Consider the following 25,628-nt stretch of genomic DNA (forward strand, 5'->3'; position numbering starts at 1 on the left):
AAAAGCGGCTGTTTTACCGGTCCCGGTTTGCGCGCAACCCAACAAGTCGCGACGACGCAGCAAGATGGGGATGGCTTGTTCCTGAATGGGGGTGGGGGTGGTATATCCTTCTTCAGCAAGCGCTTTCAGGATAGGATCTATTACTGATAAATCGGAAAATTGCATGAATTGGTTGGACGTCGGCAGGCTTGGGAACTTGGTTTAAGATAAGGTCAGCATCCAACGTCTTTATATAGTTATATGTCTAAAACTACAGTATGACAAATAAAGTGCCATTTATTAGCGGAACGCAAAAATGGTTACTCGTAAATGCTGCCAGCGGTCTTTTCCACGAGTCCTTTAGGGAGCAGCCAGGCCATGAATTTTCCCGCCTTGTTGAGTAGACCCGTTACGACTTCGGCTTGCCCGGCTAAAGTAGCTTCAACAGCCTGACGGGCTACTTCCTGGGGCGTCATATTCACTTTTTGAGCTGCTTTCCGACCTTTCTCACCAATTTGAGCCCGATCAACGAAGTTTGTATCGGTGGAACCAGGACATACACAAGTGACCGATACAGGTGAGCGTTTTAACTCCTGGTGCAGGCCCCGGCTAAACTGGAGCACAAACGCTTTGGATGCAGAATATAAACTAAGACCTGGTACGGCCTGATAGGCCGCTGAACTACCGATGTTCAGAATATAGGCTTTAGGTTGTTGCCGTAAGGAGGGAAGAAAGAGGTAAGTTAATTCTACTAGAACCGTCATATTTACCGCCATCATATCCGTATGCTCGGCTAACGGATGCTTTTCGAAGGGCCCGCTGAGGCCATAGCCTGCATTGTTGATCAGCATCTGGACGGTATAGCCTTTCTGCTGACACCAGGTATATACCTGTTGAGCAGCGCCCGTGGCGGCTAAGTCAACGGCCAGATAATCTGTTTTGATTCCATACTCACTAGCCAGTTGACCAGCTGATTCGCGCAGCAGCGTTTCGGAACGGGCAACCAGTAGTAAGTCGATTTTTTTGCGGGCCAGTTCTGTCGCAATGGCTAAGCCAATGCCCCGGCTGGCTCCTGTAATGAGGGCGTAGGCCATAAGAGAGAGGAGGTATGGAAAAAGGAAGAAGGGAAAAAGGAGAAAGTGACCAATGTAAGGCTTTCTCCTTTTTCCCTTCTTCCTTTTCCTTTCTTAAATATTGACTTTAGAGATGAAGCGGTGATAAAACGGCGTTTTGCTGTTCTCATCCTTAGGCATGTACTTACCCGTCACGACAGGCACATACATTACGCGTCGGCGGCTGGCTTCACCAAAATAAGGCGACTGCTGTGCTCGATGCCATAGTCGTCCGTCATGTACCGACAGGTCACCGGCATTGATGTCGAAGCCTACTTCGTGTTTGTCAGGCTCGTTGTCGACAAAGTATTTTTTGCGGAACAGCATTTTAAGAATTCCCTGTTTGTGGGTACCAGGAATCACACGAAGTCCTCCGTTTTCGTAAGGCGTCGCATTGAGATGAATGCCTACGTTAAGCATGGGCATAATGCGCTGACCGAGGAAAATGTCGCGAGGGCTATCCGTATGCCAGCCCATTTGAGAGAACTTACTGTTGGGGGTACGAACGTAATGGTTCAGAATAAGACCGTCTTTTTCAATTTCGGCAATACGACCCTCATAAGGCTGCAATAGGTCTACAACAGCCTGAAGGCGAGGGTCCTGCAAAAATTCATGCAGGGCTGTACTGTGCTGCGACAGGAAGCACATGCGCTGAATCATAGGGTTCCCTTCTTCGTCCTTACCAAATTTTAGGGGAACGCCGTTTACCTTATCACGCCCTTCGTCGAGCCATTGTTTTTCGATCCGCTCCGTTTCACTGATAAAAAGTTTAACTGTTTCGGGCTCAATGAAGTTACGAAATACAATGACACCATATTTGTTGAAAAACTGGCGTTGTTCTGGAGTGATAGATTCGCCTAACGTAAAGGGCGGTAAGTTTAATTTGCTCATATCGGTGGTTTACAAATCGGAGGTTCCGTAGTTGATGCCAACCCGTTGGCTGCCCCCTACTGAACGGGTGCAGACTGTATCGGTTAATAAAAGCCCAAATCTACGAAATTTACAATTTTAGGATTACTTTGCCGCAATTTAATTAATGCGAGTTTAATTAACGGTTAATTCGTTGACAGTGTCAGTTTTACTTGATAAAAGGTTGGTTTTGCTGTTAATCAGCCAATTAATGGGTTTGGGACAAACGCTTCGAGCCCAGCCCGATAGTCTCCGTGTTCCGCGTGAACCTATTCCCAGTCAGCTAATTCGTACCCGAAATACGCTGATTTTGCCGCTGGTAGCCCGTTCTATCGAAACAGACTGGTCGTTTGGCCTGGCGGGGTCATTTACATTTCGGTTCAATCGGCATGATACCATCACCCGTACGTCAAACACCCAGGCACTCGCATTATACTCCCTTCGAAAGCAATTTATTGCGGCCGTAAACGGGACAACTTATTTTCCGGGCGAACGAATTATCCTAAATTATCAATTGTCGTACAGCTATTTTCCCGATCGATTCTGGGGGCTCGGTAAGGATGCCCCTGATGAACAGGTGGAGCCGTATATTTTTAAACAATACTACATTTATCTGCATGCTCAACGTAAACTTAAAGAGCGCGTCTTTGCCGGTTTGGTTTACGAATACCAGCGATTACTGGATGTAGATTATCAGTCGGGAGGGCTTTTCGATCAGCAGCAGGTCGTTGGTCGTCAGCCGTACCACATTTCTGGAGCCGGGTTAAGTCTTACGTACGACTCACGGAATAATGCATTTGCACCCGATCGAGGTGGTTTTTTGCAGGTGTATTTCAATCATTTCAATCCCGCACTTGGCTCAAATTTTCGGTATACTAATTACGTGATCGATTTCCGTCGTTTTCTTCGGACGTACCGACAGCAGGTGTTGGCTATTCAGGCCTATGGCTTTTTCAATGGTGGGAATACGCCCTTGCGAAGTTTAGCCAGTTTCGGTGGGTCTAATAGTATGCGGGGCTTTTATGATGGGCGTTACCGTAGTGAAGATCAGATTGTAGCTCAGGCCGAGTACCGGGTGCCATTGTTCTGGCGATTTGGGGCCGTTGGTTTTTTTGGGGTCGGTAATGTAGGCGATAATCTGCATGAACTGAATTTTCAACAGCTCAAATACTCGATTGGGGGGGGGCTCCGACTGGCCCTGAATCAGAAAGAGCGATTAAACCTTCGTGTCGATTACGGTTGGGGTATTGGCCAGAGTGTGTCGAATGGCCTGTATTTTCAGTTAGGCGAAGCATTTTAAATTTTCTTTTGACAGGATTTACAGGATTTGACTTTTATGTACAATCCTGTAAATCCTGTCAAAAGAAAATTAGCCTATAGCTTCCAGAATAACCCCACAAGATTCCCGAATCTGTTCTTCAGTGATGATTAATGGAGGGGCTATACGCATGGAATTATTACAAAACAGGAACCAGTCGGTTATAATACCCAGACCATTTTTGCTGCTTGCTATGGCACGATCGATAATGGGTTTCAGAACGTCGAAAGAGTCGAATTCAACGGCCAGCATCAGCCCTTTACCGCGGATTTCCCGAATGGCTGGATGCCTTAACAACTGCCTGAACAATTGCCCTTTAGCCTCAGCCTGCTCATGTAATTTTTGTTCCTGAATAACTTGTAAAGTGGCCAGTGAGGCAGCACACGAAACCGGGTGCCCTCCGAATGTTGTGATGTGACCGAGAATCGGATTGTTTTTGAACACACTCATTAGGTCATCTGAACTGATGAAAGCTCCAATGGGCATGCCGCCACCCATACCTTTGGCACACAGAAGGATGTCGGGTATAACCGAAACCCCTTCAAAAGCCCAGAACGTACCTGTACGCCCGTACCCCGTCTGAATCTCATCAAAAATAAGTAGGGCTCCTGTATCCGAACAGCGTTGACGAAGCGCCTGAAAATAGGCTGGTTCCGGCACGCGGACTCCTGCTTCGCCAGCGACTACTTCAATAATTACGGCTGCCGTACGATTCGTAATCTGGTCAAGGTCGGCCGGGTTGCCATGTCGAATATGACGTATATCGGGTAGGAGTGGGCGAAAATTTCGTTTGAAGTTTTCATCCCCTGATAGGGATAACGCCCCCTGGGTGGAACCATGATATGCATTGAAGCAACTGATTATTTCGGAACGCCCCGTGTATCGCTTCGCCAGTTTCATAGCCCCTTCAACCGCTTCGGTGCCTGAGTTGGTAAAATACACATTATTTAGGCTGGGAGGTAACGTTTGGGCGAGTGCGTGGGCAAGCTGGGTTTGAGGGGTTTGAATATATTCTCCGTAAACCATCAGGTGCATGTACTTATCCAACTGATGATGTATGGCTTCCAGCACATGCGGATGCCGGTGCCCAACGTTGCTTACTCCGATGCCCGAAATAAGGTCAACGTAGCGCCTGGTATCGCTTTCGTATAAATAAATGCCTTCCGCTCGTTCGATTTCCAACCCTAGTGGAAAATCGGAGGTCTGAGCTATATGCTGAAAAAATAATTGTCGGTGTGTAACCGTTTGCATAAGAAAATATCAACGCCAATTCTTCAACCTTAACGTCTGCTACCGTGAAAACAGTTCTATTACTTCTCGTCCTATGTCCATTTCTAGCCCAGGCACAGCTCATCAAGATAACGCCCGAAGATACCTATCGTAAGCACTCTTACCTGCTTATGCGGGACGGCTCGGTTGTTCGGGGGCAGATTGTTCGGCAGGATAGCTCGATTATCAGTGTTCGGGTTCGAGGTGGTGATCTGTCTTTCGTAGAGGCCGATCAGGTCGTGAAAATACTGGCCGAACGCCCGAAGGACAATCGATTGATGGTCAATCCATCTGCTTCTCAAACGGTTTTTGTCTTAAAAGATGGTACGCAGTTGCCGGGTACGTTTGTCCGTCGGAATGAGACCATGATTACGGTGCGTAAGCAGAATGGACAACTTACGTATTTTGAGCCTGAATTGCTGCTTCGGGTCGATACGTTACGGGCAGGGGGTGATGAAACGGGCCTGACTACTTTGGGTAAACCCGCCTACGCTAATCGATTTTCGCCCTTTCTTCCGATTACGACTACTGCCTTTAATCCGGAGAAAGGAAAAGGCTACTATCGAAACGCCTTGTTTCTGCTCAATGAGTTCCATTATGGAGTTACGCAAAACTGGAGCGTGGGAGCCAGTGTGAATCCTTTTTTCAATGTATTCGAACGGGACAATATAGCAAGGGAAACGGTCTTGAATGCTACGTATCGTTTCTTTTCGAAGCTAACCTTCCCTATTGGCAATCAATTTCGATTTGGCGTAAATGTGACCTATCAACCCCGTCAAAAAGGGACGCTTTTCTCCATGCCTCAGCAAATTCTTTTGCATGGGTTGTTTTCGTTAGGGAGCACAGAGCGCCATGTAACCCTGGGCTATGGCATGCGGCTTTTGCCAGATTACACGGTGTATAGCAAGACCCCGTTTATATCGGCCGGCGTTATGCACAAAATCAGCCGTAACCTGACCGTGTTGAGCGATAATGTATTTTATTTGAATCCGTATCAAAGTAACGCTAGTGCAAACTTATCACTGGCTCTTCGCTTTGACCGACGTCGACACGCATTCGATCTCGGAGCGTTATCGGTTATACAACCTCGACTGGCATACTATGGATTATCGACTGATCCAGGCACCTACAGCTACTTCTATCCTTACATTGCGTATAACCTGCTTATAGGGCGTAACTGATCCGGATAGAATCTGGCATTTCGTTTGTACAGGTTCAGGAGAAATAAGCCATTCCTGTAGTTAATCGAAGTCGATACATCTATTTCTGCTAATTTCGCCGTTATAGATTCGACGACCCAATCATTCATGACCCGTAACCCAACCGATCTACCTCCTTTCGTTCGTTCCTGGCCACAGCTTTATGCTATCGTTATCGGTAGTCTGGTTGTCGAAATGCTTCTGTTTTACGGTTTAATGCGCTGGTTATCATGAGTGTTCTTGATTGGGGCGTGTTAGTGCTCACACTGGTGGGTATCATCACCTATGGCATTGTTCGAAGCCGCGGTAGCCGGAGTATGAACGATTATCTGCTGGCAGGCCATTCGCTGCCCTGGTATCATGTTGGCTTATCAGTGATGGCTACACAGGCTAGTGCCATTACGTTTTTATCGGCGCCGGGGCAGGGCTTTACCGATGGGATGCGGTTCGTACAGTTCTATTTTGGGCTTCCGTTAGCTATGGTTGTCCTGTCGGTAACGTTCGTGCCGATCTTTCATAAATTGAAAATTTTTACCGCCTACGAATTTCTGGAATCTCGTTTCGATACGCGGGTTCGGACTCTGACGGCAGGACTGTTTTTACTCCAACGTGGTTTATCGACAGGTTTGTCGATTTATGCGCCTTCCATTATTCTATCCACTATTCTGGGCTGGAACATTTACCTGACCAACCTGATTATGGGGGGGATTGTGCTGGCCTACACCGTTACCGGGGGAACCAAAGCCATATCGTATACTCATCTTCAGCAAATGGCCATTGTAACCTTTGCGATGGCATTGGCGGGTTACCTAACCGTGAAGCTATTACCCGATGGAATTGGCTTTGTTGATGCGCTGCACGTAGCGGGTAAGGCTGGGCGGATGAACTTGATCGACCTGAAATTTGACCCAAACAGTCGGTACAATATCTGGTCCGGGCTGATTGGTGGTTTTTTTCTGCAACTGTCTTATTTCGGTACCGATCAGTCGCAGGTGGGGCGATACCTAACGGGCGAAACCATCGGGCAAAGTCGACTCGGCTTGCTGATGAATGGCCTGTTGAAAGTACCGATGCAGTTTTTAATTCTGCTGGTTGGTGTGCTGGTGTTTGTCTTTTATCAGTTCAACCCCTCACCGATCTTTTTTAACAAGCAGGAAACTGACCGGCTAAAACAAAGTGCCTACGCCAGTGATTATCAGCTTGCTGAAATCAAGCATCAGAACCTGACCGCCCAACGGCAACGTGCCGTGCTCGATATGCAGGCAGCGTTACAGGCTGACGATCAATCTGGTCAGGAAGCGGCTGGTACACGAATTCGGGAAACTGATGAGGCATTGAAAGGGGTAAAGTCCGACGTGACGAAGCTCATCAAAAAGGCAAACCCTACGGCTGATACGAACGATGTGAATTACGTATTCCTGCGATTTGTACTGGATTACCTCCCGCATGGGTTAATCGGGCTACTGATTGCCGTCATATTTGTAGCTTCGATGGGATCGATTGCGTCGGCGTATAACTCCCTGGCATCCAGTACCGTTGTGGATGTGTATAAACGCCTGATCCGTCCCGATGGTGATGATATGTTTTACGTACGGGCATCGCGCTGGGTGACTATTGGCTGGGGCGTTTTCTGCATAGTGGTGGCCCAGTTTGCCAATCAGTTTGGCAGTATGATCGAAGCCGTGAATATTCTGGGGTCCTTGTTTTACGGGGTTATTCTGGGGGTTTTTGTGGTTGCCTTTTATGTCAAATCCATCGACGGGAAGGCCACGTTTTGGGGCGCTATTATCGCTGAAATTCTGGTTATTCTGAGCTGGTATTTCGACCTGACTGCTTTCCTGTGGCTGAACGCCATCGGGTGTCTGCTTGTGGTAGGAATTGCGTGGATATTGCAGCGTGCATGGGGGCGGTAAGCCAATAAAACAGCAGCAATTAGTCGCGCCAACCAACGGGCTTGTTGGGCGTACGACCATCACTCGGTACACAGGTCGCTGTTGGGTAATCCTTGGAGCCAAAACCTCCCGTATTAAAAGGTTGCGAGGGGGGCCGGTTGTTTAAAGCAATAAAAAGGCCCGGCGGACGACCCGTTGCATCCTTTCGGTCGATCCAGTCCAGTGCCACCGCCACCGATGAGGCCGTAAAGTAGCCAATTACACGTTCATGTCCATTGGCCACATTGCGAATATTTCCGACTAATCCCGTTGGCGGAGTCGTCGCCACGCCCCCATTATTTTGGGTCTGTTCTTCTACCGTCCGGTAGTATTGGTAGGCTGCCTTCGTAAGTGAGGATTGACGAAGCTGAACCAAACAACCATTCTGCTGGTAAAACGGAATCTGGGCCACTGAACGGCCTAAAATCTGCCCACCATTACTATACACATCGTCGAACACATTCGTCGTATAATTGCGCAAAATCTCCCAGCATTGGGTACGACACTGGTAATCTGAGACAAAGTACCCATTATCGACTTTCTGACCATAACAATCTTCGATGAGGATGGGTGGGTCTCTATCCAGCAAGGCGATCACATACTCATTATTAATACAAGTACGACACCAGTCCTGTTTCTCCCACAGCAGCCAGTCCCAGCGATAATAGTTATGAGCCTCGACGGGGTCTTGAAAATCAATGGTTACTTCATGCGCTCCCCGGTATTGATTAAGGGTGCCATCGCCAAGGATAGCGGGCAAACTGGCGGGGTTGAATTTTGTATGGACGCGGTCAATGGCAGGGACTGGTACCATCACTTCCGTTGTTGAGCGATACTGTGTACCATCCGAGAGGGTGAAGCGTAGTTGGTAGGCGTGGCCGGGTTGTGCCCGAAAGCCTGCTGGGGAGCGATAGGCGCCCGCTGTGTCGGTCTCGGTGAAGACCAGTACCTGGGCTGAATCAACTACAACCTCGACTCGGGCTTTGGTGATGGGCAAGCTGCCAAAACGGCCAGTTAACGAGTCGGATTTGGCACGGTTAATATGAATTTTCTGATCCTCATTCAGGTTGGTCAGCGTGCCATCGACCACGATCACATTGACCCGTTGCGTTAAGGGAGTCTCCAGCAAATCGACGCAGGCGGTTGGTAAAATCAGCGTCGTTAAGCCAACGAGTAAAACTAAACTAGCAGCACGCATAAACAAGAAGGTGTAGAGTAAGTAAAATACGGTAAGTGGAGTGTTCTACTTATTCCAGTTGATTTCTAGTCAATTGTCAGGATTTGGCCACTAGCTAACCTATAAGTAACTAGTTATGAGTACATTCGTTTACATGAAGCTCATTGTAGCTAAGCGCTTAAAAGGGTTATAAACACAAATGCAGGCCAATTTGACCTGCATTTGTGTTTTCGGAAAATGGAACTTCAGATTATGCTTTTTTCTTGCCCTTGCCTTTGATGGCTGGCACGGCTGGTACTTTGGCCGTGTATTCTGAAATGCTTTTCTCAATGCCATCCTTAAAGAAAGGGAAAGCGCCATCGGTAGACGACTGACCGAGTGAAAGGGCTTTTTGTGCCAATGGCAGCGCTTCAGCATATTTGCCCATCTTGCCCAAAATTTGTGCCTTTACATACAGGTTCCGATAATTTTCGCCCGCTGCAATTGACTGATCGATCCAGCTTAACGATTGCTCCAGATTCCGACCTTTTGAGAGGTTATAGCTGGCGGCAGCCTGTAGCACAGCCGGGTCGTTCGGTTTTTCGGCGACAGCCTTATCGACGTTGGCGGCAGAATTGGCAGCTACGTCCACTTTCAGGTCTGCAACGGCTTTGATGTTCGCCCAGATGAAATTCAGCTTGGCGGTGCTATCAGTCACATCGCTGAAACCGATGGTAAAGGTTTCCACTTTCTCACTGTTCTCCATCGGCGTCAGGTTGACACGAAGCGCGTCTTCTTCCTGTTTGTACGATTGCTCGGTACTCGTCTTGTTTTTGCTGAAAATCAGCGTTGCCGAACCTTCCTCGGGTATCGACAGAATAGCGTAGCTACCGGCTGCAAGCGTTTTGCCGTTAACCATCACATCGGTTGTGGTTGTAAATAGGGTGGGTGAGTTGGCTCCTGTTCGCCACACTTTACCCAGTGGTACAAACGATGAGGTAAAAGGCTGACGACCTTTCAGGCTTGGACGCGAATAGGTTATGGTCATGTCGGTAGTGCCGACCGTTTGCATAACGGAGGCACCAGGGCTGGGAGAAGGCAATTTGATTTGCGCGGTGGCTAACTGAGCTGCCAGACAGAGCGTTACGGCTGTAAGCGTTAACTTGTGCATAATAGTCGATAGAGTATTGAAAAAACGGTAGCAAATTGCAGTTTTTACCTAACAAAAACAACGAATGTACCGCCAGCCGTTATTAAGTTTACTTTACCAGCACACCCCATCCGATTTCAATGAAAAGGCCATGACGGAGGCCACCATTGCCTTTGTCGAACAGCATCCGGATTGCTTCGAACGGTCGTTGTTGATTGGGCACGTTACCGGATCGGCCTGGATCGTAAGCCCCGACCGCCAGCAGACACTGTTGATTCATCATCGCAAACTGGATCGTTGGCTGCAACCGGGTGGCCACGCCGACGGCGACCCTGATGTGGCGGCTGTAGCGCTGAAAGAAGCACAGGAAGAAACCGGACTCCAATCGGTTCGTCTACTCAGCCCGGCGATTTTCGACGTAGATGTGCACACCATTCCAGCGCGGAACGCTGTGCCCGAACATCTGCATTATGACATTCGATTCCTGTTTGAAGCTGACCCGGAAGATGTGTTTGGGGCTTCTGACGAACGAACAAATATTCAATGGTTTTCTCTGGAAAAAGCCACTTCAATAGCCGATTCAGAGTCGATTTTACGATTGCTTCGTAAAAAGATATAAAAACTATAAACCTAGTAGTTATTTTAATCGTTTTTTAATCTGACGAGGTGTTAACTTTGCTTTACAACAAAACCAGAGAAAAACGATGAAATCGCTAACCTTTTTGCTTGTCGGCATCGGCATTCTGTCGATAGCTGGTCAAGCCAGTGCGCAGACAAATCGGGATGATGGTCAGAAAAAGCCGTTGAATAATCCCATGTATTCGACCGCCAATTATAAGCATCCCAACATGGCGGCTGCTGCCAGTCGATGGGAGAAAAAGTCAGGAGTTGCCGTTCAGAAACCTTCTCCTTCGGATGCTCAGCTAGCAAACTACAAGAACCAGCACCCGGCGGTACAGCCAGTGGGTGGCGTTTCCGTTGATCATACGCCTTCCATGAGTCTGGCTGACAGAAACTATAAAATTCAACGGGTGAGTGAACCCCGCGAATCGTCGACGGCTACGGAGTATATGGTCAAAAAACGTACTAAGAAGAGCGATAGTACCGCTGTTGGGGAAGACTAAGTAATTCTATACTCATTTCTTAACGAGCCATCTAGCTAATAGATGGTTCGTTTTTTATGGGGTTAAATGCATTTCCAAATCAGTAGTTCGCCATTCCCTATTGGCACTAAGGACGTGTCGAGGTCGGGTGTTTGCTGTACTAGACTCATAAATTCAGTGAGTTCGGCTTCATGCGATACGGCATTATCGACGACGAGTAACCCACCAGGCCGTAAAAGCCTGAGTAGCTGATTTAACCAGCCAGCATACTGACTTCGTTCAGAATCCAGAAAAATAACATCTATGCTATTCGAGGAGCAGGTTGGTAAATAGTTTTCGGCCGGAGTCACGATCTGCGTAATGAATTCATCAACGGAAGCTTGTTGGAAATTCAACCGTGCCTGATCGACTTTCCAGGGATTCATCTCGATCGTGGTTATGTGACCGCCCGTGCTGCGTACTGCATCGGCCAGCCAGATGGTTGAATACCCATTTGAGGTGCCGATTTCGAGGACATCTTTTGCCTTCGTGGATTTGATAAGAATGGATAGGAATGGGCCCGTATCGGGTGTAATATTGAGCATTCGCTCACTGCGTTGCGTTACCTGCTGGTCGTTGGTTTTACCAAATTTCGCCAGCTCTTCCAGAAACTTGTGTAAAGTTTGATCCATATCGAATCGCCTGTATAGGATAGAACACGGATCATTATGATGATTATGATTTACACAGATCTTAAGAAATCATAATCATCATAATGATCCGTGTTCTATTGATTTTGCGAATATAGCTTTCGCTCGTAAAGTAGTTGGTTCTCCGTATCGAAGCAGACAAAAATTACCTCCTGAATAGAGGTTGGATTTTCCAGAAAGCCCCTGACTGCAGCAATGGCAACTTCAGCGGCTTTGTCCTTGGGATATCCATAAATACCTGTGCTGATATTCGGAAAAGCGATACTTTTCAGGCTTTTCTCAGTAGCAATCTCCAGCGACCGTCGGTAACAGCTTGCCAACAATTCAGCCTCACCATGGGCTCCTCCCCGCCAGACTGGCCCTACGGCATGAATGATGTAGAGGGCAGGTAAACGATATCCTTTGGTTAGTTTGGCATCACCTGTTTTGCAGCCGTGCAGCATCCGGCACTCGAAAACAAGTTCAGGACCTGCTGCCCGATGAATGGCCCCATCAACACCACCACCACCCAGTAAACTGGTGTTAGCTGCGTTTACAATAGCATCTACAGTCTGTTTGGTTATATCACCCTGAATGACACGGAGAGTTGACATAGTTTTGACGTCGGTTTAGGAAAAGAATAAACCGTAAACCGACATTACTGTTTTACAAGTTTGAGAGTACGTTTTTTATCGCCAGCTACGAGGGTCATTACATACACACCAGCCGACAGATTTAAGTTAGGAAGACGAAAAGCCGCCAGGCCGGGTGAAACATACCGATTTTGCCAGACTATCCGCCCGGCCATGTTGGTCAATGTGGCATCGAGTGGTGTATTTTCCTGGATTTCACCCCACTGAACGCCCAGCGATTGCTCGTCGCTGAAGGGGTTTGGGAACACCATCAACTCGTTGTAGGTATCCGAAAGGGACGACGCTCGCTCAAAATTGGGGATACCATAGCCTAGTTGGTCGTTGGGAGTACCGTACTGACTACCGGATCGACGGAGAGCATCAGTGACCTGAGCGGCCGTCAGGCGTGGGTGGGCCTGCCAGAAACCGGCCACCAGACCAGCGATTAGCGGTGTGGCAAACGATGTACCATTGCCAGAACCAATTGCGCCAGTTGGATAGCCTACTGTTGTTCCTAAGCCCTGCGCATCCAGATCGGGTTTTATCCGACCATCGGCCGACGGACCGAATGAACTGAACGACGCCCGTTGCCCAGTTGTGCCAACCGCCCCAATGGCCAATACAGAAGCCGCATCGGAAGGAGCAGAGAGGTAATGCCAGCTACTATTCCCCTCATTACCAGCCGCTACCACTACGACCATGCCCGTTTGGGTGGCGATTTCGGCAGCTCGGCTGGAAAGGGCCGTGTTTCCATCCATGTTCTGGTAGGTGTAGCTAGTCGATGCGTCGTCGAATTGGGTATAACCCAGCGAAGAACTAATGACATCGACGCCAGCACTATCCGCGTATTCGGCCCCGAACAACCAGTTGGCCTCCTCAATCTGACGTTCGCTGGCGGCATCTTCAGTGCGAAGTAGAATAAAAGAGGCTTTATAAGCTGTGCCGTACAGTTGATTGTCGGCCGTTGCGGCAATGGCCGAGAGGCAGGATAAACCGTGCGAATCGTCTTCGTACACACTAGTCTCTTTTTTGACGAAATCGTAGGTGGCCAGTATGCGTTTTTCGTCGAAAACAGGCTTTAAAAAACTGACTCTATCGGCATTCTGAAATCCGGCATCGAGTACACCAATGAGCATACCTTCGCCATGATAACCCTGCTGGTGCATTTTATCGACCCCAATCTGTGTGATCTGCGCCAGGGATGACCCATAGTTGAGCGGCTGTACATCGCCAAATTTATTGAGTGCATTCATTTCGTTGGCAGACGACAGTACTGAGTCGGTAGCACCAATCCGGGCATTCGCCAGAGAACGACCAAACTCCAGCCCTTTCACAATCGGCAATTGCTGAACGTTGGCTATTGTGGCATCGTTGGCTTCGACCAGAACAGCATTGAGCCAGCGCGACGAAAACCAGATTTTGGCTCCGGCCTGTTGAAGTTGGGTGAGGTAAGCAGGGTTAACCGGCAGATCACGCTCCAGAATAGTAATATTCTGGCGTTGCCGACGAGCGATCGACCGTTGAGAAAGGAACTTGTCGGGCTGGTTGACACTGTAAGGTGAATTGGCTTTGTCGCGCAGTAGAACCAGGTATTTTCGATTCTGGCCAAACGTATCAAGATGACACAGAGCGATAAGGATGAGTAAACCCGATAATTTAGTCAGTGCCGTATGTGCGGATACGGTAAATCTGTTGAGTACCATAGTCAATCTGTTGATGCCCAATGCAGGCTGGCGAGGCCGTGCAAAACTGCACATGGGTACGTTCCTTAAACACTAATCCAACCCCTCGCGCATATACATCCATGCGTTTGTTCTGCGATACCAGCGTGGAGTCATCCTGAGCGACGACCGTTACGGTATTGTCGAATTGTTTTGCCAGTACGCGATAAGGCTGTCCGACGTTGCGGACTACATACTGATCCGCACCAGCACCAGAAAGCTGGTTGCCATTCCAGCTTAAGTGATCGCTGATTGGAAACAATAAGCTAACAAAATCCCTGCCGTTTTCCGAGCGTATAGCCAGGTTATTGACTAACCGGGCCGACCATACCGAATCGGGTTGCCAGGGCTGCGTGTCATCGCTTCGTTTGTAGCGTAATAGTCGGTAAGCGTGTTGCCCTGTCACATCGGTATACGCCTGCCCAACGAGTTCTTTTAGCTGATAGGTGCGCTGAACTGGCGAGGTTGCTGATGTAAATTGCTGTTCCTGGACGTCGTATATCCAATAGCGTCCTGTTTCAAGTGGAAAATAGGCATAATCTGGCGAAGCTGGCTCCTGTAGGGAAGGTGTACAGGCTACCGCCAGAAATAGAACGAAGCAACTAAGTACCTTTGTCAGTAGACGAAGCATAGTTATTGGCATGAATTACGCAAAACAACCAGTTGTTAGGTCTTCCGTACAGGCATAGCCCTCGCGTTCGCTCATGTACGACGCTAGCTGTTGGATAAAAGCCGTTGTGTAGGGCGGAAGCTGTTTGGTTTTCAACGTGGCCGCGTACCAGGTACGAAGAATCCGCTGTTCTGTAACCCGAACAGTTGTCAATTGCCTCGATTGAGTATAGGGTTTAATAACCCATGTTGGCAAGACAGCTACCCCCAAACCCGCTTTGACCATTTCCAGGATAGCTTCCGTCAGGGTGATCTTGTATACTTTTGGTGGTCGGCGATGCTTGAAAAACATCATGAAATTGGCGCTTTCCTCGTCGGGAATGTTATACATGATGTAGTTGTATTCAGCAAACTCATCAATCTCGACCCAACGACGACTGGCCCAGGGATGGTCGGGAGCAACAACGGCAACAAACTCATCCTGAAACAGGGGTGTATAAGAAAATTTAGGATTTTCGTCGCCTTCGGTAATCGCCACATCGATTTTATTGGCGAGTAAATAGTGATCCGCAGCATGAAAAGGGGCTTCCAACTCAACCTTTACATCAACTTTGGGATAAATGTTCTGGTACTCCCGCAGAAAACCGGCCAGCCAATGATAGGAGGTATAGCATTGGGTACAGAGTCGTACTTCGCCCGATTCGGCATCGGTCAGGCAACGGACTTTCGCCCTGGTTTCGGCTACTTCCTGAAGGATTTTCTCAGCGGCCTGCAACACCACTTCGCCTGCCTGGGTAAGCAGCATCTGTTTTTTATCACGAATAAAAAGCTGGGTGTTGAAATAGGTTTCTATTTCCTTCAACTGGTGGCTCAACGCCGACTGCGTAAGGAAAAGTCGATCAGCGGCTTTGGTCAGATTTCCGCTTGCCGCAACCTCTTTGACCATCTGAAGATGCCTGATTTCCATGATGAAGAGAATTCATGATTTCTACAAAAATAATTCGCTTTACTCATGAATCAAAGTGCGCTACCTTTGATCTCTTGACCAGTAAATAACACCTGAAAAACGAAAAAAGCCATGAATCAGCCAACCCAAAAAACTGTATCGCCACTACTGGTGATCAGTGCATTTGCTATCGTTTACATTGTTTGGGGCTCTACTTATTTTTTCATCCGGATGGCCATACAGGATTTCCCGCCGATGCTGATGGGAGCCATGCGATTTCTGACGGCCGGTCTGCTGATGTTGCTGTGGGGATTCCTGAAAGGCGAGCCACTGTTTAACAAAAAAAGCATATTGACTTCGGCGGTGGTTGGTATCCTACTGCTGGTAGGGGGAAATGGGGCTGTAATCTGGGTGGAGCAGAGCCTGCCGAGTGCCTTGGTGGCTATCATGGTGTCGTCGGCTCCGCTCTGGTTTGTCTTGCTGGATAAGCCCAACTGGAAAACGAATTTCAAAAGTCAAGTTACCCTGGCTGGGTTATTAATCGGTTTCATCGGGGTGATTCTGCTGTTTAGCGAACAATTGGGCGATCTATTCAGCGGCAATGCTACCCAGGCTGAAATAATATCTATGCTACTCCTGATTGGGGGTTCAATAGCCTGGTCGTCGGGGTCGCTGTATGCAAAGCATAATCCATCGGAAGGAGGATCAACGGTTAATGTAGCCTGGCAGATGATCATAGCCGGATTGGTATTTTTGCCCGCCAGTCTGCTCAATCGGGAGTTCGAACGGGTACACTGGGCGCAGGTGTCTGGTCAGGCCTGGCTGGCGTTGGGGTATTTGGTGGTGTTTGGGTCGATCATTGCCTATAGCGCCTATGTATGGCTGCTTCAGGTGCGCCCTGCCACACAGGTTAGTACCTATGCTTATGTAAATCCGGTGATTGCTGTTATTCTCGGTGTTCTGTTTGCCAATGAACTAATTTCCTGGATACAAATTGCCGGACTGGTTGTGATTTTGGGAAGTGTATTGCTGATAAACCTACCGAAATACCGACAGGAACGAGCCGCTAAACGGATAGATGCGAACCGATTGTCTATTGCCAGTGAGTAGCCGATTCGCTATGGTATAAGCCGAGAATCTGCCCTCACTCTGACTGGGCAAAAGGAGGTTTACGTTAAGCTGAACACGTCAGAAAATTCGGCTCCAGGCGAAGCGAATGATAAGAAGAAGGGCAACAAACCCGACGGCAATATAAATAAACGGAATATAGGTAACGGCGTAAATACGGGTTCGGTCGATGAACCACATAATCCCTATAACCGCAACAATCAACGTCAGAAAGCCCGATAGCTTTCCGAAGCCCGGTATGTAATCGAAAGGGATTTTTCGCCGGATCAGCATCAGGGTGGCAATCATGGTAAGTATGGGCAGTATCTGAAGCGCCAGATTCATATCCCACACACTCTGTCGTTCGAACAAAAACAGGTAAATGTTCAGCGTAACGGCAAACATTCCCGGAATGCAGGCCAGATACACCAGCACAGCATATACATACTTCCACTTTATAATTTCTTCGGCCGTGCTTCCCGACCACAAATTCACCAAAAAAGCTCCTGTCGGTATGGCCATCAGGAGCAGAAACAATAAAGCAGGCTGGCCCGATATGGCCTGAAAAACATCACGGAGGGTCATAAAAGATGATTGAGTGATTGAGCGAATGAGTGATTTAGTGAGGGACTTATACAAGTCATTTATCACCCAATCACTCATTCGCTCAATCACTCAATTATTTTAGTATCAACAGATAGCCGATGGTGAAGTTTGCATCCCAGTCGAAGACGAACTGGTTGCAGCCGGTGGCGTCGGCAATAGCTTTGTAGACGTTCAGCCCAGCTTTCGATTTGGCACTTTCCAGCTTATAGGCCGATGGAGCATCGAGAACCGTATACCGCTCTTTACCTTTCCGAACCGACTTGGCTAACTCGAAGGGAACACCACCGATGATAAAACAGGTTTGCCGATGATCGGAAGGTACCTGCTTCGCTTTGGCTTTTACTTCATCATAGACGGTAGCATCGCTGGTACCTTCGCTGTAGTATTTTGATCCGTAGGTTTCCAGGGCCTTGATAGAACTGCCCTCTTTCCACGAGATTTTAGTGTTGCCCGATCCAATGTCTGTCACGAATGAGTTGCCTTCATAGGAGTCTGGCAGTACCGCTCGTAGGCCCAGACTGCCTTCCTGCTCAGGCGTTACTGTATTGACGAAGTAGTTCAGCGATTTCAGCACTTTGATGATTTTCTGGGTGCCTTCTGCTTTCACAGCCCCTGAGCTAACGACGAAATGGATATTCCGACCCCCCACGCCAAAATCGAGCATCTTGCCGATATAGCTTTTCAGACCAGTCCGCACGTCGTTGTCGGTAGCCATGTTTTCGAGCACGAGGCTATTGCCAAACTCAGCTTTTTCCAGTTTCCATCGTTTCTGATCGTCGATCCGAACAACGAATGAGTTGAAACCACTAGCGCCTAATTCAACTACCCCTTTCAGTACGCCATTCTGGGGTTCTGGGGCTGTATACGAGAAATCTTTTTGGGGCTGGCTGCTGCTCGCTTCATCCGATGAACCAGATGAAGAAGCACTCGACTCATCGGTAGCTTCCTCGGCCGTCTTGTCGTCGGCGCGTGGCATGGTTTGTGACTCCGTGTACTCCTTTTCTTTGTCTTTCGACTGAAGTTTCTTCAGAGCATCGTTACCACCAAAATAACGGAACGCGAAAAAGATAGCGGCCAAAATCAGGACCGTAATAAGCAGCCGACCGGCTACGGTTAATCGTTGCATAGTTTTATTGAGTGATTGTGTGAATGAGCGATTGAGTGAAAAAGGCGGTTGAGTGACACTCGCTCAATCACTCAATCACTCAACCGCTCAACTAAATTAGTCCAGCAAATTCTTATAACCAGCGTCTTTTTGTGGAGCGGGGCCGAGGTTGACGGTCTGGGCAGGAGCATCCAACTGAACCATCTTAAACTCGCCTTTATTATAGGCTTCCAGCAGGGCCTGACCTTTGTCGGACAGGATACCGTTCTGAATATCGACCCCATTGATAAAGTCCATCGACAGGTCCATGGCCCGTTTCATTTCGCCCAGTTTATTGCTCATATCATCCTGGATATACTCCATCGACTGATCGAAATAGAACTTCTTGTCGGGATCGCCTTTGAAGATACTGACCGCCGTTTTCAGCGCGTTGGAGCTTTCTTTGACGATCTGGTATTCGGTCTCTTTCAAACGAACCTTGATTTCCGTTTCCTTGATAATATAGTCGGCGCTCTGGTTCACCTTTTCCATGAAAGCCAGCACCTGTTTCATATTACGTTGCAGAGGCAGCAGTTTCTCGTTCATTTCCTGAAGGCCAGCCCCCTCGATAGTGGCTAGTTGAGCCGCTTCGCGCATGCCCGGCTTTTCGGTCATGGAGTTTGCCTTGTTAGCTTCCGCGAATTTCTGTTTGATGGCTTCGTTGTTTTCATTGATTCGCTTGTTTAGCTTCACCAACTGCCCCGCCAGCGTATTGATTTGCCCCTGCATTTTTTCGCGCTTATCCTTCAAATCCTGAACATAGATTTTCATGATCGCGATAGGATTTAGTTGGATCACCGTACCCGTGAGGCTACGCATCAGCGATTTAAACAGAAAGAAGACCGCAGTCCGAATGTCTTTACTAGTGAACAGGAAGATCAGCACACCCAGCGCACCCAGCAGCAACGACAGTTCGAGTATATTCGAAGTCGCCCGAATCAGAAATTCCAGAATATCGTTGAGGTGCCAGAGGCCAAAACCAGCGATCCCCGCCAGCACAATCAGGCCTAGTACCCCTTCGGGGCGGTTCCAGAACGATTTCTTTTCGGGGCCGGAACCACTACTCAGTTGAGAAAAATCAGGAGTTGCCATGTTTTTGATGTATGATGTAAGATGTACGATATAAGATGTAAGGTGTTGGTAGTAGGCGCAGTAAATACACCCTATATCCTACGTCATATATTATTTTAAGTACTGTGTCATTTTGGCGATGTCGCCTTTAATCTGATCGACAAAGTGCGCAAAGGTGGTTTCGTAATTTTGCTTATTCTGCGTGATTTTACCTCCCTGCTCCGTAATTTCTCCGCTGATATTGGTCAGTCGGGCTGTGTTGGCGTCGATCTGCTTCTGAATTTCGATCAATTGTTTGGCCAGCGACTCGTTTTCGGTCTGTAAACGTTTCTGTTCGTTTTGTAACCCCCCGACGCGTTCGGCCAGAGCTGCTTCCACGCTTTTGCCGAAGGCATCACGATCTTTGTTGAGCGCTGCAATATAACCATTTGCCGTATTGGTCAATGTGGCCATATCGGTACTGCCTCCCATTGCCTTAAAGCTGGCCCAGGCTGCCTGATACTGCTTGTCTTCGGGTAAACCCAGATTAGACAGGCTGCGTAAGGCTTCCCGAAACTCAAAGTAATCGGGGCCGGGCGGATTGTTCTGTGCGAGTACAGAAGCAAAGTGCTCGGCAAACTTCGAGTCGATAGAGCCGGTCTGGGCTGGGACTTCCGGCGCCGGATTCGACAGTGTAGGAGCCGGTGGTCGGGGCGAAGCTGGTGCAGCGGCTGGCGCAGAGCCCGTTGCAACGCCCGGTTCTTCTTCTTTGATGAAGAAACTCAGAATTTTACGCCCAATTGATTTATCAGATTCTGGCATAGGAGTCAGTCAGTTAGTTGAAAGACAGAACAATGTTACAAGGTTCGTCTGAATCCCACAATATCAGATTAGGCCGAACGGTTGCGGGAATGGGGAAATGGTCGTAGAACGGGCCGAATGTTAGAAATGGGTATCAGTTTATCGATTTCCGTTGAGGTGGATCGTCGCTCACTTCAGCCAGTTCTCCATACGCTCCCGAAACGTTTCGACTTTAGGCTTAGAGACGAGCTGAATATACATATTGTAATCATTGTGTTCATAGTAATCCTGATGATAAACCTCCGCCGGGAAAAACGCGTTGAATGGTACCACTTGCGTAACAACTTTCCCTTTATGATGCCCCGATGCATTTTCGCGACGGATAGCTGCTTCGATTCGGATTTTCTCGTCGGGGGTACGGTAGAAAATGGCCGATCGATAGTGTTTCCCGATATCAGGACCCTGCCGGTTGAGTTGGGTAGCATCGTGCCCGGCAAAGAATGCATCGAGCAGAACATCGTATGAAATTACGTTGGGGGTGTAGTAAACCTGAACGGTTTCGGCATGGCCCGTCTGATCGGTGCTTACCTGCTCGTAGGTTGGGTAATCGAGGTCACCACCTGCATAGCCGGAGACCGCCACGCGAACCCCTTTCAGTGATTTCATTTCTTCCTGAATCGCCCAGAAGCACCCTCCAGCAAAGGTAGCTACGGCTTCGCCGGGTTGCAGAGTGGGTAATTTGGCTGGATTTATATCAATCGTTGTACTGGCCGATTTGTCAGTTGATTGTTGGTGGCAGGCCGATAGCGGGTAAGTAGCAACGACTAGTATGAGGACGTAGGTGGCTAATTTCATAATGAGCTGACTGGAATCAATTAACAAAAAAGCAGGGGGTGGGGTTACAAAGCCCTCAAATTCGCCCTGACTGGTTACCTTTGCTCGTAGAACGTCCCGAATTAAACAGAATAGACGTTTATTTCCCAATCCAGCTTTCGACGTTTATGTCGCTGACAACTTTAGGCCTTGAATTGCCAACTGACCCTCGCTGGGTGAACATTGCCGAAATGAACATTGGCGATATTTTGATCGATCATGCTTACTGCGAGCAGAAAGCGGCCTCTTCCTGTATCTCGTTGATTGTGCAGTATTCAGATAAGGCAGAACTGGTCGAAACCCTGACGCCCGTGGTGGCGGAGGAGTGGGGGCATTTTCAGCGTGTATTAAAAGAGTTGCGAAAACGCAATATCCCACTAGGTAGGCAGCGCAAAGATGAGTACGTCAATCAACTACGCAGCCGACTTCGCCGACCTATTGGTGATCAGAAAGAACAATTGATGGATAATCTGTTGATTAATGCCCTCATTGAAGCCCGGAGTTGTGAACGATTCAAACTCCTATCCGAGCATATTGCCGATGAAGGGCTACAGAAGTTCTATCGGGAACTGATGATTTCGGAGGCAGGTCATTACCGCAACTTTATCGACCTGGCCGAAACCTACCTGCCCGCTGAACGGGTTCGCCAGCGCTGGAAAGAGTTTCTGGCTGTCGAAGCGGATATTATGGCCAATCTTGACGTCCGGGGAGATCGGATGCACTGATTAGGTCTTAAGCCAACTGATCACCAGCCGCAGGATATAGTAATGGCATAGGAGTGAGAAAAAAATAGCAACTAGCCAGGTAAGAACAAAAACAGGGTCAAAGGATTTGGTTCGATTCATGGTTACGGTAATATGGTAACACAAAGAATAGGTCTTGTAAGTTATACTTATTGATTATGCTTTTTAAGTAACACTGTGTGAGTGTATTTGGTTGGTTTTAGTTGATTGGCTGCTTACTTGCTCCGCTTAAACTTAAATAGTAACGCTACAAACGAAAAAAAAATATAGTGGCAGGTATCTTCTCTTCTTCACTATCTATTGGGCTCGACTACCAGGAAATAATAGCGCTGACCTATTGTGATTTTAGCTTCCAATCGTATTCAGACGAATGATTTATTGAACGTCTGGAGGTCAAATGCTTACGAATTTTGCGTCGTGGATTTGGCAAATTGTTGGGCTTTCGGGCAGCAAATCGGTCGTAGGAGGGTTATCTTTACTGATTGGCTGCCGGAGCAGTCTGATTAAGTACGCACCAACTCATGACATTTCTTCAGCAAACGGCCCAGCGAATTTTTGAAACCCACGGCCCCAGCCTGAGCGATGTTTGGGTAATTTTGCCTACTCGTAGGGCCGTTTCCGTTTTTCTTGACGAATTGGCATCGCTATCCGATCGCCCGTTTCTGGCCCCTCATGCCTTGGCCGTCGACGACTTTATTACGCATGCTGCCGGGGTTCAACTGATCGATTCAGTAAGCCTGCTATTCGAACTCTTTGAAGTATTCAAAGTAATTGACCCACAGGTTGAGTTTGAGCAATTCATTGGCTGGGCCTCCGTACTGCTGGCTGATTTCGACCGGATCGATCAGTATCTGGTTGATATACAGGAATTGTTTAGCTATTTAACAGCGGCTAAAGCACTTGAGCGCTGGCAGGTCGATCATCCATCATCGGCAAAACCTATTGTCGAAACACCAGGTACAACCCGTTATTTCCGGTTGTTTGAGAATCTGCACCGTGCCTATACCGATCTCCATAACCGACTGAGTGAGCAGCGATTGGCGTACCGTGGAATGGCGTACCGGCTCCTGGCGCAACACGTAGACACACTGATTCGCGATAATCTGGCATATGAGCGAATCTATTTTGTTGGATTCAACGCACTCAGCCGGGCCGAGGAACAAATCATACGGGTGCTCGTCGATGCTAAAAAAGCTGAATTGATCTGGGATGCGGATCAGTATTATGTAGCCGACTGGCGGCAGGAGGCCGGTGAGTTTTTACGACGATACCGGGATAATGGCTGGTTTTTCTCAAAGCAGAACCGTGAAGATTTAGCGCAGCTATCGAATAATCTGCTCAATACCGACAAAGCGATTCGGGTCGTAGGCGTACCGAATGCGAGTATGCAGGCGAAGGTAGCCGGGAAGCTTTACAGCGACTGGCAGGCGAGTAGCGTGTCGGGAGCCAGGGCTAAAACCGCTATTGTACTGGCCGACGAAACCCTGTTAATTCCGGTACTATATGCACTCGACGACAATGTGACGGATCTGAACGTAACCATGGGGTTATCCTTACGTTCGTCCTTACTCTTTACGTTGATCGATACGCTGTTCGAAATGCAGCGGACGGTGCACGAATTTCGGTCGAAAGATGACCCGGATGGCCGAGTGGCTAAGTACCACCATCGTCATGTCGTTAAGTTGCTCAATCATCCGTTTGTAAAGCAGTATGAGCGCATTAAAGGGCTGATGTGGCCGGGCGATGTACTGGAATCGGGTGAAGAGCTGCCACCGGAACCTTTGTTTCAGTGGATGGCTAAAGAAATTGTTCAGAACCAGCGGGTGTACCTGACCGAGAACGAACTCCGCATGCTGGGCCAGAACGACCCACTGGTGCAGGTCTTGTTTGCACGATGGCCCGAAAACGAACCCATGCGGGCTGTCCAGTTTTTGTACGAACTGATCGAGCGCCTTCGGGATGTTTATCGGGTCAGTCAGGATGCCATCGAAATCGAGTACCTATACCTGTTTTTTACCTTGCTCAAACAGCTCGAAGCCACACTCGAACGACAGATGGCAGATGGAAGAGGGCAGAAAGGACAGCCTTTATCGCAAGCTACAGTTACCGTGCGCAGTTTTCGTACGTTTTTGTACGAATTGATTCGGCAGACCAGTATTCCCTTTACTAGTGAAGGCAAGAGTCAATTGCAGATTATGGGTATGCTCGAAACGCGGGCATTAGACTTCGACCGGGTGATTATTTTGTCGGTCAATGAAGGGATTTTGCCCCAAGCCCGTCGCTTGAACTCGCTCATTCCGTTCGATATAGCTGCCGAACTAAACTTGCCGACTTATCGGGAGCAGGAGGCCGTGATGGCCTATCATTTTTACCGACTGCTCCAGCGAGCCAGCGATATTGTGCTGCTGCATACCACATCGACCGATGCCTATGGAAGCAGCAAAGGTGAGCCAAGCCGATTTATCCGACAGATCGAGCATGAGCTTGTCCCTGGCTCTCAGGGTCGTATCAGGTTAAGTTATCCAACCGTTCGTTTTGGTAAGGCCGGAAGCAGTACTGTAGCCGATCTGACCGACTTGCGCGTTCCTAAAACGGCTGCTATTCGCAAACAGCTTATCACCCTGCTCACAACGAGGGGCTTATATCCATCGTATCTGAACCAGTTCATTAGCTGCTCCATGCGATTCTACTTCAGCCGGATTGTAAATATTGCGGAAGAAGACGATATTGAAGAAAAGATGGGGGCGGCTGAGTTTGGAAGCTGGCTGCACATGGTGCTGGAACGGCTGGATAAAGAATATCGGCTAAAATCCCGACCCATTGATGAGGGCATCATCAAGCATTTGCTGGAAGAAGAGTTCGCTAAATCGATGAAGGGCCGGGTGATCGAATCGGGTATGAATTTGCTGCTGTACGAACTGGCCCAGAAGCTCATGCTCGATTTTCAGCGTGAGCAAAGCAAACTGACTGGCCTGACGGTGATCGCTACGGAACAAACGCTGGAAACCTACCTGGATGTCCCGCTTGAACAGGGCGTGTCTATTCGGGTACGTATTGCCGGTAAAGTTGACCGAATTGAACAGTATGCTGGACAGATTCGAATTGTCGATTATAAAACGGGTCGCGTTGATCTGGCCGATAAAACCCCGCCCGACTTAACCGAAAAGCTACTGAACGATGGGCGCGAGGAGAAAATGCGTCAGTTGTGGATGTATCGGTATCTGGCACTCAAAAATATCAGTCAATGGGGTGGTTTGCCCCGCGATAAAGCGAAGAACGATATATTTCCGACGCGTGGGTTACCCGTTGAAGCCGGATTTTATTCGTTCCGTGATTTGAATGGCGGTTTTAAAACGAACCCAGTCCGATTTGGCGCGAATGATGATCCCAATCAGTATATCGCCGATTCGGAGGCAATTTTGCAGCAACTCATTCGGCAGATTCTGGACCTAAGTGAACCATTCCGAAAAACAGATCGGCTGGAAACCTGCCAATACTGTGACTTTAAAGGCATCTGTGGACGGTAGAACAGCCGACTCAGTTGTCGTCGATCGGCTCAATTAGTTCTTTGACTTATAGGGAATTCAGGTTGTTATCAAGCG

The 25,628-nt window shown here is 48.4% G+C and carries 24 protein-coding genes; 8 read left to right on the top strand and 16 right to left on the bottom strand.

Features of this window, described 5'->3' with window-relative positions; translation table 11 throughout:
• The 3 genes from BGO59_RS14015 to BGO59_RS14025 all read right to left on the bottom strand — a co-directional run.
• On the bottom strand, positions 1-165 hold a 165-nt coding region (locus BGO59_RS14015; RefSeq protein ID WP_293684289.1), incomplete at its 3' end, for a DEAD/DEAH box helicase.
• 134 nt (positions 166-299) lie between these two features.
• Positions 300-1,073: an SDR family oxidoreductase gene (locus BGO59_RS14020; RefSeq protein WP_293684235.1), complete on the bottom strand. Its 774-nt coding sequence runs from the start codon at positions 1,071-1,073 to the stop codon at positions 300-302.
• A 93-nt stretch (positions 1,074-1,166) separates the two neighbouring features.
• Positions 1,167-1,982 (bottom strand): phytanoyl-CoA dioxygenase family protein, encoded by an 816-nt coding sequence (locus BGO59_RS14025; RefSeq protein WP_293684236.1) that lies wholly within the window; start codon positions 1,980-1,982, stop codon positions 1,167-1,169.
• A gap of 229 nt (positions 1,983-2,211) precedes the next feature.
• Here BGO59_RS14025 and BGO59_RS14030 point away from each other — a divergent pair, with 229 nt between their 5' ends.
• Entirely contained in the window at positions 2,212-3,300 is a 1,089-nt protein-coding gene (locus BGO59_RS14030) for a BamA/TamA family outer membrane protein (RefSeq protein WP_293684237.1), read from the top strand.
• A gap of 69 nt (positions 3,301-3,369) precedes the next feature.
• On the opposite strand, the gene BGO59_RS14035 is transcribed toward BGO59_RS14030, so the two are convergent.
• Positions 3,370-4,569 carry an aspartate aminotransferase family protein gene (locus tag BGO59_RS14035; RefSeq protein WP_293684238.1) on the bottom strand — a complete coding sequence of 400 codons (1,200 nt, stop codon included), beginning with the start codon at positions 4,567-4,569 and terminating at the stop codon, positions 3,370-3,372.
• Positions 4,570-4,613: 44 nt separating this feature from the next.
• Here BGO59_RS14035 and BGO59_RS14040 point away from each other — a divergent pair, with 44 nt between their 5' ends.
• Entirely contained in the window at positions 4,614-5,768 is a 1,155-nt protein-coding gene (locus BGO59_RS14040) for a hypothetical protein (protein WP_293684239.1), read from the top strand.
• Between the two features lie 248 nt (positions 5,769-6,016).
• Positions 6,017-7,699 (top strand): sodium:solute symporter, encoded by a 1,683-nt coding sequence (locus BGO59_RS14045; protein ID WP_293684240.1) that lies wholly within the window; start codon positions 6,017-6,019, stop codon positions 7,697-7,699.
• Between the two features lie 19 nt (positions 7,700-7,718).
• Here BGO59_RS14045 and BGO59_RS14050 read toward each other — a convergent pair whose 3' ends face one another.
• Both BGO59_RS14050 and BGO59_RS14055 read right to left on the bottom strand, forming a co-directional pair.
• Positions 7,719-8,915 (bottom strand): DUF4249 domain-containing protein, encoded by a 1,197-nt coding sequence (locus tag BGO59_RS14050; RefSeq protein WP_293684241.1) that lies wholly within the window; start codon positions 8,913-8,915, stop codon positions 7,719-7,721.
• A gap of 229 nt (positions 8,916-9,144) precedes the next feature.
• Positions 9,145-10,044 (bottom strand): DUF2911 domain-containing protein, encoded by a 900-nt coding sequence (locus tag BGO59_RS14055; protein ID WP_080056938.1) that lies wholly within the window; start codon positions 10,042-10,044, stop codon positions 9,145-9,147.
• A gap of 64 nt (positions 10,045-10,108) precedes the next feature.
• On the opposite strand from BGO59_RS14055, the gene BGO59_RS14060 reads away from it, so the two are divergent.
• On the top strand, positions 10,109-10,642 hold the full coding sequence (locus BGO59_RS14060) for an NUDIX hydrolase (RefSeq protein WP_080056937.1): 534 nt from the start codon (positions 10,109-10,111) through the stop codon (positions 10,640-10,642).
• Between the two features lie 85 nt (positions 10,643-10,727).
• Positions 10,728-11,147: a hypothetical protein gene (locus BGO59_RS14065; protein ID WP_293684242.1), complete on the top strand. Its 420-nt coding sequence runs from the start codon at positions 10,728-10,730 to the stop codon at positions 11,145-11,147.
• A 62-nt stretch (positions 11,148-11,209) separates the two neighbouring features.
• Here the strand turns inward: BGO59_RS14065 and BGO59_RS14070 are convergent, their stop codons facing one another.
• From BGO59_RS14070 to BGO59_RS14090, 5 genes are all read right to left on the bottom strand, one after another.
• Positions 11,210-11,797 carry an O-methyltransferase gene (locus BGO59_RS14070; protein WP_293684243.1) on the bottom strand — a complete coding sequence of 196 codons (588 nt, stop codon included), beginning with the start codon at positions 11,795-11,797 and terminating at the stop codon, positions 11,210-11,212.
• Between the two features lie 95 nt (positions 11,798-11,892).
• Positions 11,893-12,408: an O-acetyl-ADP-ribose deacetylase gene (locus BGO59_RS14075; RefSeq protein WP_293684244.1), complete on the bottom strand. Its 516-nt coding sequence runs from the start codon at positions 12,406-12,408 to the stop codon at positions 11,893-11,895.
• 44 nt (positions 12,409-12,452) lie between these two features.
• Positions 12,453-14,129 (bottom strand): S8 family serine peptidase, encoded by a 1,677-nt coding sequence (locus BGO59_RS14080; protein ID WP_293684245.1) that lies wholly within the window; start codon positions 14,127-14,129, stop codon positions 12,453-12,455.
• Positions 14,083-14,778 carry a hypothetical protein gene (locus BGO59_RS14085; RefSeq protein ID WP_293684246.1) on the bottom strand — a complete coding sequence of 232 codons (696 nt, stop codon included), beginning with the start codon at positions 14,776-14,778 and terminating at the stop codon, positions 14,083-14,085. Before BGO59_RS14085 ends, BGO59_RS14080 begins: the two co-directional genes overlap by 47 nt.
• 15 nt (positions 14,779-14,793) lie before the next feature.
• Positions 14,794-15,723, bottom strand: a complete 930-nt coding sequence (locus BGO59_RS14090; protein WP_293684247.1) for a LysR family transcriptional regulator — start codon at positions 15,721-15,723, stop codon at positions 14,794-14,796.
• A gap of 111 nt (positions 15,724-15,834) precedes the next feature.
• Here BGO59_RS14090 and BGO59_RS14095 point away from each other — a divergent pair, with 111 nt between their 5' ends.
• Positions 15,835-16,812, top strand: coding sequence for an EamA family transporter (locus tag BGO59_RS14095; RefSeq protein ID WP_293684248.1), 978 nt, complete (start codon positions 15,835-15,837; stop codon positions 16,810-16,812).
• Between the two features lie 78 nt (positions 16,813-16,890).
• Here the strand turns inward: BGO59_RS14095 and BGO59_RS14100 are convergent, their stop codons facing one another.
• The 5 genes from BGO59_RS14100 to msrA form a co-directional block, all read right to left on the bottom strand.
• The gene (locus BGO59_RS14100) at positions 16,891-17,394 is read right to left on the bottom strand and encodes a hypothetical protein (protein ID WP_293684249.1); all 504 of its coding nucleotides are present in this window, start codon (positions 17,392-17,394) and stop codon (positions 16,891-16,893) included.
• Between the two features lie 94 nt (positions 17,395-17,488).
• On the bottom strand, positions 17,489-18,541 hold the full coding sequence (locus BGO59_RS14105) for a hypothetical protein (RefSeq protein WP_293684250.1): 1,053 nt from the start codon (positions 18,539-18,541) through the stop codon (positions 17,489-17,491).
• 96 nt (positions 18,542-18,637) lie between these two features.
• A complete protein-coding gene (locus BGO59_RS14110) occupies positions 18,638-19,651 on the bottom strand; it encodes a hypothetical protein (RefSeq protein ID WP_293684251.1) in 1,014 nt (337 codons plus the stop codon).
• Between the two features lie 90 nt (positions 19,652-19,741).
• Complete coding sequence (locus tag BGO59_RS14115) at positions 19,742-20,431, bottom strand: hypothetical protein (protein WP_293684252.1); 690 nt, start codon at positions 20,429-20,431, stop codon at positions 19,742-19,744.
• A 168-nt stretch (positions 20,432-20,599) separates the two neighbouring features.
• Complete coding sequence (gene msrA / locus BGO59_RS14120; protein WP_293684253.1) at positions 20,600-21,265, bottom strand: peptide-methionine (S)-S-oxide reductase MsrA; 666 nt, start codon at positions 21,263-21,265, stop codon at positions 20,600-20,602.
• Between the two features lie 146 nt (positions 21,266-21,411).
• On the opposite strand from msrA, the gene BGO59_RS14125 reads away from it, so the two are divergent.
• A complete protein-coding gene (locus BGO59_RS14125) occupies positions 21,412-22,008 on the top strand; it encodes a tRNA-(ms[2]io[6]A)-hydroxylase (protein ID WP_293684254.1) in 597 nt (198 codons plus the stop codon).
• A 539-nt stretch (positions 22,009-22,547) separates the two neighbouring features.
• Positions 22,548-25,553: a PD-(D/E)XK nuclease family protein gene (locus tag BGO59_RS14130; RefSeq protein WP_293684255.1), complete on the top strand. Its 3,006-nt coding sequence runs from the start codon at positions 22,548-22,550 to the stop codon at positions 25,551-25,553.
• Positions 25,554-25,628 lie beyond the last annotated feature (75 nt).

The organism is Spirosoma sp. 48-14 (assembly GCF_001898575.1).
In the GTDB taxonomy this organism is placed as follows: Bacteria; Bacteroidota; Bacteroidia; order Cytophagales; family Spirosomataceae; genus Spirosoma.